The organism is Blautia sp. AM47-4 (assembly GCF_003479865.1).
Taxonomy (GTDB): domain Bacteria; phylum Bacillota; class Clostridia; order Lachnospirales; family Lachnospiraceae; genus Fusicatenibacter; species Fusicatenibacter saccharivorans.
This window is the reverse complement of record NZ_QUHY01000057.1, coordinates 1-6,823: the sequence shown is the minus strand read 5'-3', so window position 1 is coordinate 6,823 and position 6,823 is coordinate 1. Positions and strand designations below refer to the sequence as shown.

Annotated in this window: 7 protein-coding genes and 1 pseudogene; 7 read left to right on the top strand and 1 reads right to left on the bottom strand. The window is 38.1% G+C overall.

The window, feature by feature from the left end; translation table 11 throughout:
- A partial coding sequence (locus DW965_RS18045; RefSeq protein WP_147398815.1) for a conjugal transfer protein occupies positions 1-362 on the top strand: 362 nt, incomplete at its 5' end.
- Between the two features lie 80 nt (positions 363-442).
- On the opposite strand, the gene DW965_RS18040 is transcribed toward DW965_RS18045, so the two are convergent.
- A complete protein-coding gene (locus tag DW965_RS18040) occupies positions 443-799 on the bottom strand; it encodes a helix-turn-helix transcriptional regulator (protein ID WP_118024890.1) in 357 nt (118 codons plus the stop codon).
- Between the two features lie 161 nt (positions 800-960).
- Here DW965_RS18040 and DW965_RS18035 point away from each other — a divergent pair, with 161 nt between their 5' ends.
- The 6 genes and pseudogenes from DW965_RS18035 to DW965_RS18010 all read left to right on the top strand — a co-directional run.
- The gene (locus DW965_RS18035) at positions 961-1,140 is read left to right on the top strand and encodes a helix-turn-helix domain-containing protein (protein WP_055227213.1); all 180 of its coding nucleotides are present in this window, start codon (positions 961-963) and stop codon (positions 1,138-1,140) included.
- Positions 1,133-1,825, top strand: coding sequence for a response regulator transcription factor (locus tag DW965_RS18030; protein WP_055227215.1), 693 nt, complete (start codon positions 1,133-1,135; stop codon positions 1,823-1,825). Before DW965_RS18035 ends, DW965_RS18030 begins: the two co-directional genes overlap by 8 nt.
- A 2-nt stretch (positions 1,826-1,827) precedes the next feature.
- Positions 1,828-3,057: a sensor histidine kinase gene (locus DW965_RS18025; RefSeq protein ID WP_119198652.1), complete on the top strand. Its 1,230-nt coding sequence runs from the start codon at positions 1,828-1,830 to the stop codon at positions 3,055-3,057.
- Positions 3,058-3,119: 62 nt separating this feature from the next.
- Complete coding sequence (locus DW965_RS18020; RefSeq protein ID WP_055227219.1) at positions 3,120-3,815, top strand: ABC transporter ATP-binding protein; 696 nt, start codon at positions 3,120-3,122, stop codon at positions 3,813-3,815.
- The gene (locus DW965_RS18015; protein ID WP_118024892.1) at positions 3,799-6,141 is read left to right on the top strand and encodes an ABC transporter permease; all 2,343 of its coding nucleotides are present in this window, start codon (positions 3,799-3,801) and stop codon (positions 6,139-6,141) included. The genes DW965_RS18020 and DW965_RS18015 overlap by 17 nt, the downstream gene beginning before the upstream one ends.
- A gap of 570 nt (positions 6,142-6,711) precedes the next feature.
- Positions 6,712-6,823, top strand: a pseudogene (locus tag DW965_RS18010) (sigma-70 family RNA polymerase sigma factor); the annotation flags it as partial.

Here is a 6,823-nt window from a genome sequence, read left to right as displayed (position 1 = left end):
ATCCAACCATTACCAGTGTTCCCGTAAAATCCGGTTACACTCCCAAAGCGGTACAAAGTGACGGTACGGTGGATTCCATCACCACAGAGGAAATCAACGAATTTCTCACCACCTTTTTCAAGCTGTACCCTACGGCAACCGCAAAGGAACTGACCTATTATGTAAATGAGGGTGTGCTGAAAACTGTGGGAAAAGAGTATATTTTCTCGGAACTGGTAAATCCGGTTTATAACCGAAACGGAAATCAGGTGACAGCTTCCCTTGCAGTAAAATATCTGGATAACCAGACCATGACAACACAGGTATCACAGTTTAACCTTGTACTGGAAAAGAACGGGGAAAACTGGAAGATTGTGAAATAAGCTATATAAAACAGAAGACACATTGTATTTCTCAAAAAATTACAATGTGTCTTCTCATTTTAAAATTCTGTTCTGGACATTCACCTGTCCTCTGCTTCGACTTCGGCTATCTCTTTTGCTGTGGCGGTGACTACCCGTATTCCTTTCTCACTCATACTATCAAGCAATGTATCAAGTTGTCTGCGTTGTGTATCTTTTTCCGCGGATTTATTCGGAAAAAAGAATTGGTCTACGGATATATCATAACGTGTTACAAGCTCATAAAAAATTTGTAAACTCGGCTGTTGCCCTTTATTCTCAATATTAGCAAGATAACGTGGTGAGATATACATTTCATCACTTACTTTCTTGCGGCTCTCTTTTCGTTCGGTTCTCGCTACTTTGATAGCTTGTCCGAAAGCCTTAAAGTCATATTTAGCTGTTGGTCTTTTTGCCATATTTATTCACCCATATACATTCTACTGTTCCTCTTTCATACTGAATACGTCTATACAGTTCCTATTTGTAGCCATAATAATTCATATGTTTGCACTTGCTATTATTCGTATGTCCGACTATAATTATGATAATATGGTTTATAGAAAGGACTGGGACTGTTATGGAATATATGTCTTGCCCCGAAGCAGCTAAAAAATGGGGCATTTCTGAACGACGAGTACAGATTCTTTGTAAGGAAGATAGAATACCGGGAGTTTCAAAAATCGGTTATATGTGGTTGATACCAAAGGATGCAGAAAAACCTGTTGACGCAAGGAGAAAGGAGTTTAAGCATGAGTAACTTATTACTTTTAGAAGATGATATTAGCTTAATAGACGGGTTGCATTACTCTCTAAAGAAAAATGGTTTCTACGTTGATATTGCCCGTACTGTTGAAGAAGCAGAAAAGCAATTAGCACAAATCGAAAAATACGATTTGCTTATTCTTGATGTGACACTGCCGGACGGAACAGGCTTTGAGGTTTGCGAAAATGTGCGGAAACATAACAAACAGATACCGATTATCTTTTTGACTGCTTCTGATGAAGAAGTCAATATTATTCGTGGCTTGGATTGCGGCGGGGACGATTATGTTACAAAGCCCTTTAAGTTGGGGGAACTATGTTCCCGTATTCGTGCCTTGTTACGACGTGCAGGAGTAACACCGCAGGACAAGGCAAGTGTATTGAAATGTGGGGACATTTCGATTGACTTTTTAAGTTGCCGCGTAATTTTGAACAATAAAATACTAGAACTGACAAACGCAGAATACCGTCTGCTTTGTCTGTTAGTACGAAATGCAAATCGCATTGTTTCCAGAGATATTATTCTAAATGATTTATGGGACGGTACAGGAAATTTTGTTGACGATAACACCTTATCGGTTTATATCCGGCGGCTTCGCGAAAAAGTGGAAACTGACGCTTCCCACCCGCAGCGCTTAATAACCATTCGCGGCTTTGGTTATCAGTGGAAAGAGGTGTAAGTATGAATATTTTTCGTGACAAGCAAATAAAACATTTTTCTCTTTTTATTGCTATATACAGTATTTTACTTGTGGGAGTTTCTACATGGTTTTCTATAAATCAATTAAATACAGCAAAGTCTATGTATCTGGAACATGATAGAGCTATTGTATCTGCCTTGTTGGAACAGGAGGTTTCAAAAGAAGTAATTGCCAATGCTATTTCTTCCACAGATATAAGTACCGCGGGAATGGAATTTTTAGATAATTTGGGAATTACCACAAATACGTTTGGTAGCTTGTTGCCACATTTTTCCCAGTTTCAATATCACTTTTTGCATATAGCATTAGGAGGGGGAATTTGTCTAGTGATAATTCTTGTCATTGGGGTTATTTCTTTCCTACAAATTAGAAATAATCTATATCGACAGTCTGGAAAAATTATAGATAACTATATTAACAATGACTATTCTTGTCATTTACCGCAAGACAGTGAGGGAGACCTTTTTCATTTATTTGCATCTGTTGAACAGCTTGCAACTATGCTTAAAGCCAAAAGTGAAACAGAACAGAAAACAAAAGAATTTTTGAAAAGCACAATTTCAGATATTTCACATCAACTGAAAACTCCATTAGCAGCTTTGATGATGTATCAAGAAATTATAGAAGCGGAACCGGATAATACTGAAACAGTAAAAAAATTTTCGCAAAAAACCGGAACCGCCTTAAAACGAATAGAACAGCTTATTTTGTCTATGCTTAAAATCGCACGTTTAGATACTGGAAATATTCTTTTTGACAAGCGTACCTGTCTTATACAGGAATTAGTTAAAAACGCTATCAGTGAACTTACAATAAGAGCTACACAAGAAAAAAAACAGATTATTGTAAATGGAACATCTAATCAAGTTATTATGTGTGATATGGATTGGACAAGTGAAGCGATTGGAAACCTTGTAAAGAACGCGTTAGACCATACAGAAATAGGAGGAATAGTAAAGATTACTTGGGAAAGTGCACCAACTATGATACGAATTTTAGTTTCTGATAATGGAAGTGGAATTGCCCCGGAAGATATACACCATATTTTCAAACGCTTTTATCGCAGTAAATATTCCCTCAACACTCCGGGAATTGGATTAGGACTTCCTCTTGCAAAATCTATTATAGAGGGACAAGAGGGGCTCATTTCTGTTCAAAGTGTTTTACATGAAGGTACTACTTTTTCAGTTTCTTTCCTTACGAAATCGTAAGGTGGAATTCACCGGATTGTAAGCTGTTCCTGTTATCCTTTAAGAAAGGAGGTCTATGATTTATGGAAATTTTAAAAGTTGAAAATTTATGTAAAACTTACGGGAAAGGCGAAGCAAAAGTAAATGCTTTAAAAAATGTGTCTTTCTCACTTGAAAAAGGGGAATTTGCTGCTGTTGTAGGTGAATCTGGTTCTGGAAAAAGTACTTTGCTTAACTGCATCGGTGCTTTAGATACGCCGACTTCGGGTTCTATTTTTATTGACGGGCAAAATCTGTTTTCTATGAAAGAAGAAAAACGGACAATTTACAGACGACGCAACATAGGATTTATTTTTCAGTCTTTCCAGCTTGTGTCTGAGCTGAATGTAGAACAAAATATTATTTTCCCTCTACTGTTAGATTATCAAAAGCCAGACCCTAAAAAAGTAAACGAAATCCTCAATTTACTTGGATTGGCAGAACGCCGCTATCATTTACCGAGACAATTATCCGGAGGACAGCAACAACGAGTAGCGATTGGGAGAGCTTTGATAACACAGCCAAAACTAATTTTAGCCGATGAACCGACGGGAAATCTCGACAGTAAAAATAGTCAAGACGTTATTGATATGCTTATCAGTGCGTCAAGACATTTTAAACAAACAATTTTGATGATAACGCACAATAATAATTTAACATCTTCGGTTGACAGGGTGTTTCGTGTGAGCGACGGTATTCTTACAGACTTAGGGGGAACAGCAAATGAAGCATTATCTTAAACTTGTCCCTATATCAACCAAAATCCACCGCAAGCAAAGTAGAATGACCCGTATTTGTATTACTCTTGCGGTTATTTTGGTTGCTGTCATGTTTGGTCTTGCCGATATGTATTTACAGGGTGTTACGCAACACGAAATAGAGAAAAGCGGAAACTGGCATTATGCGTTTCATGCTATTGATTCGCAGACAGCTTCCTTTATTTCAGCTCGTCCAGAGGTAAAAATTTCCGGGTGGCATAATACAGTTTCTTCCGAAGCAGGATATTTTATTAAAGAACAGCCTATTACTATCAGCGCGCAAGATAAAGGGGTTTTTGACGATATATTTCTGAACGGGATTGCAGAGGGAAAATATCCAGACGCGCCAAACGAGATTGCAATATCTTCTTCACTTAAAGATACTGCCTCTGTTTTGTTGAATGATACAGTTGAATTGTATAATCCGAACGGAAGTATGGCAGATTATCAGATAGTTGGCTTTTTAGACGATACAAAAACTTCACACTTGATTGCTGAGAATTTGCCGATTGTAGTAATGACACCAGAGGGCTTAGGAACGCTTGCTGTTTCTAACGCGAATGAAAGTTATGTCGCCCAGTTTTCACATTTATGTAATATACCGGACGCAATCAATGATATAAAAGCAGCCAATCATCTGACTGATGAACAGATAACCGGAAATACACCTCTTTTGAGCATACAAGGGCAAATAGAGGGGAAATCAGGTGTAAATCAGATTTATCAAGTAGCCTTTATTCTTTCCCTTATTGTCATGCTGACTTGCATTTTGATGATTTCAAGCAGTCTAAACAGCAATGTCGCAGAGAGAACAGAATTTTTTGGTATGCTCCGGTGTCTGGGGGCAACCAAAAGACAAATAATGCGATTTGTACGTTTAGAGGGGCTGTATTGGTGTAAAACGGCTATTCCCATTGGAATTATATTCTCCATTGTGATTGTTTGGATTTTGTCTGCCGCCATGCGGGTAATAAGTCCAGAATGGTTTTCTTCAATGCCGATTTGGGGTATTAGTTGGATAAGTATAGTTGCAAGTATTTTGTTAGGATTGCTGACCGTTTTACTGGCTGCTCGTTCTCCGGCAAGAAGAGCCGCAAAAGTTTCTCCGCTTACCGCTGTATCAGGAAATGCTGGACAAATAGCTACATTTCACAAAGCAGCTAACACAAAGACATTTAAAATTGAAACCGCATTGGGTATTCATCACGCAAAAGCAAAGAAAAGAAATTACATTTTAATGACAGGGGCATTTGCTATCTGTATTACATTGTTTCTCACGTTCAGTACACTTGTTGATTTTATGCAAAATGCTTTTGTGCCCCCGGTTTATACGCCGGAATTATCCATAGCAAGTGAAACTAATACTTGTTCGATTGAGAGCGAAATGTTAGCACAGATTAAGAAAAATGATGATGTCAAGCGGGCATACGGGCGTATGTTTGCTTATGATGTTCCATCAGAAAATAGTGGAAAAAGCTACAATGCAAATCTTATTTCCTATGAGGAAAATCAATTTCAATGGGCGGCGGACTCTTTGGTAGCAGGTTCCATAGAAACAGTTATGCAGCAAGAAAATCAAGTGCTATTCGTACAGACGGGAAATGTTAATGTACAAGTTGGCGACAAGATAACTTTATCTATCAATAATACGAAAAAAACTGTTACGGTTGCAGGAATTTTGTCTGATAGCCCCTTAGCCCGTGTAAAGGGTACGGAAACCTTTTTCTGTTCGGAAGCAACCTTTAGCGCACTGACCGGAGAAACTGGCTATACTATTATCGACATTCAATTTGAGAACAACGCTTCCAGTGAAGATGTAAACGCAATTAAAAACATATTTACTAATGGTGGCGTAATATTTTCAGACAGCCTTTCTCAAGTGCAGCAGCAAAGAAATCTGTATTATACTTTTGCAGTTCTTGTTTACGGCTTCCTATCTATTATCGTTGCTATTACCATTTTCCATATTATGAATACAATCAATCTGGGAGTTGCCGCAAAAATGAAAGAATACGGAAGTATGCGAGCGATTGGAATGAGCAATCGCCAACTTATAAAAATGATAATCGCAGAAGCAGGAACCTACGCAATAAGCGGAGTGATTTGGGGTTGTATCATTGGACTTCCTATGCACTGGGTTATCTATGTAAGTCTTATAACAAATATTTGGGGAACAGCATGGAGTGTTCCGTTTATTCCCCTTATACTCATAATCGCTATTGTACTGTTGACTTCTCTTTTGGCAGTTAAAGGACCTGCAAAACGGTTACAGCGAATGTCTATCGTCGAAAATATTAGTGCACAATAATCTTTTGAGAGGGGGAATTTCAAAAGTGCCCCCTCTTTTTCTATCTTACAAATCCGTAAGCTAAAATTCATCTTAAAGTAAGTTGATATTGATAAAATAAATCAAAACATAATATTTGTTTGTTATCTGCCGGACGACGGCAAAAGAAAAAAAGCCGTCGTAACGCAGACAGATTTTCACGTGCTTTTGAAGCGGTGGCTTTGATTTTTAGAGCCGCCGCTTCTTTTTGTCTATTACTGAACCAACAATGACGCAGAATATAAATAGCGGCATTTAGGAGGATTGCCGCTATGGGGATTTCTTTGCTGCTATATAACGTACATAGGCTACATTCATTAAAAAAAGTATAGCTCCTCCACTGTGGAAGTCCAACTTTGAATATGAACTGACAAGTCATATTTATTCTACTGTTATTTCTCATGCACTCATTTTTATTTTAAAATGGGTGTATTTTTTTATTCAAAAATGCAACTGTGCCCCCTGTCCTGTCGGGACTAAGAGCGAAAAGGGGGAAAGAAGCAGAAATTCCTATCAACTCGCTCCCTTTCAAGGCTGGAAAGGGGGTGAGCAATAATGAAGCCATCTGAATTTCAGACAACCATAGAGAACCAGTTTGATTATATCTGTAAAGTCGCTATGGAGGATGAACGCAAAGACTATCTCAAAGCGTTGTCCAGACAGT

What these genes read in the sequence shown, in the direction of transcription:
- DW965_RS18040 (WP_118024890.1), bottom strand. Translation starts at nt 799, where the DNA reads ATGGCAAAAAGACCAACAGCTAAATATGACTTTAAGGCTTTCGGACAA.
- DW965_RS18035 (WP_055227213.1), top strand. Translation starts at nt 961, where the DNA reads ATGGAATATATGTCTTGCCCCGAAGCAGCTAAAAAATGGGGCATTTCT.
- DW965_RS18030 (WP_055227215.1), top strand. Translation starts at nt 1,133, where the DNA reads ATGAGTAACTTATTACTTTTAGAAGATGATATTAGCTTAATAGACGGG.
- DW965_RS18025 (WP_119198652.1), top strand. Translation starts at nt 1,828, where the DNA reads ATGAATATTTTTCGTGACAAGCAAATAAAACATTTTTCTCTTTTTATT.
- DW965_RS18020 (WP_055227219.1), top strand. Translation starts at nt 3,120, where the DNA reads ATGGAAATTTTAAAAGTTGAAAATTTATGTAAAACTTACGGGAAAGGC.
- DW965_RS18015 (WP_118024892.1), top strand. Translation starts at nt 3,799, where the DNA reads ATGAAGCATTATCTTAAACTTGTCCCTATATCAACCAAAATCCACCGC.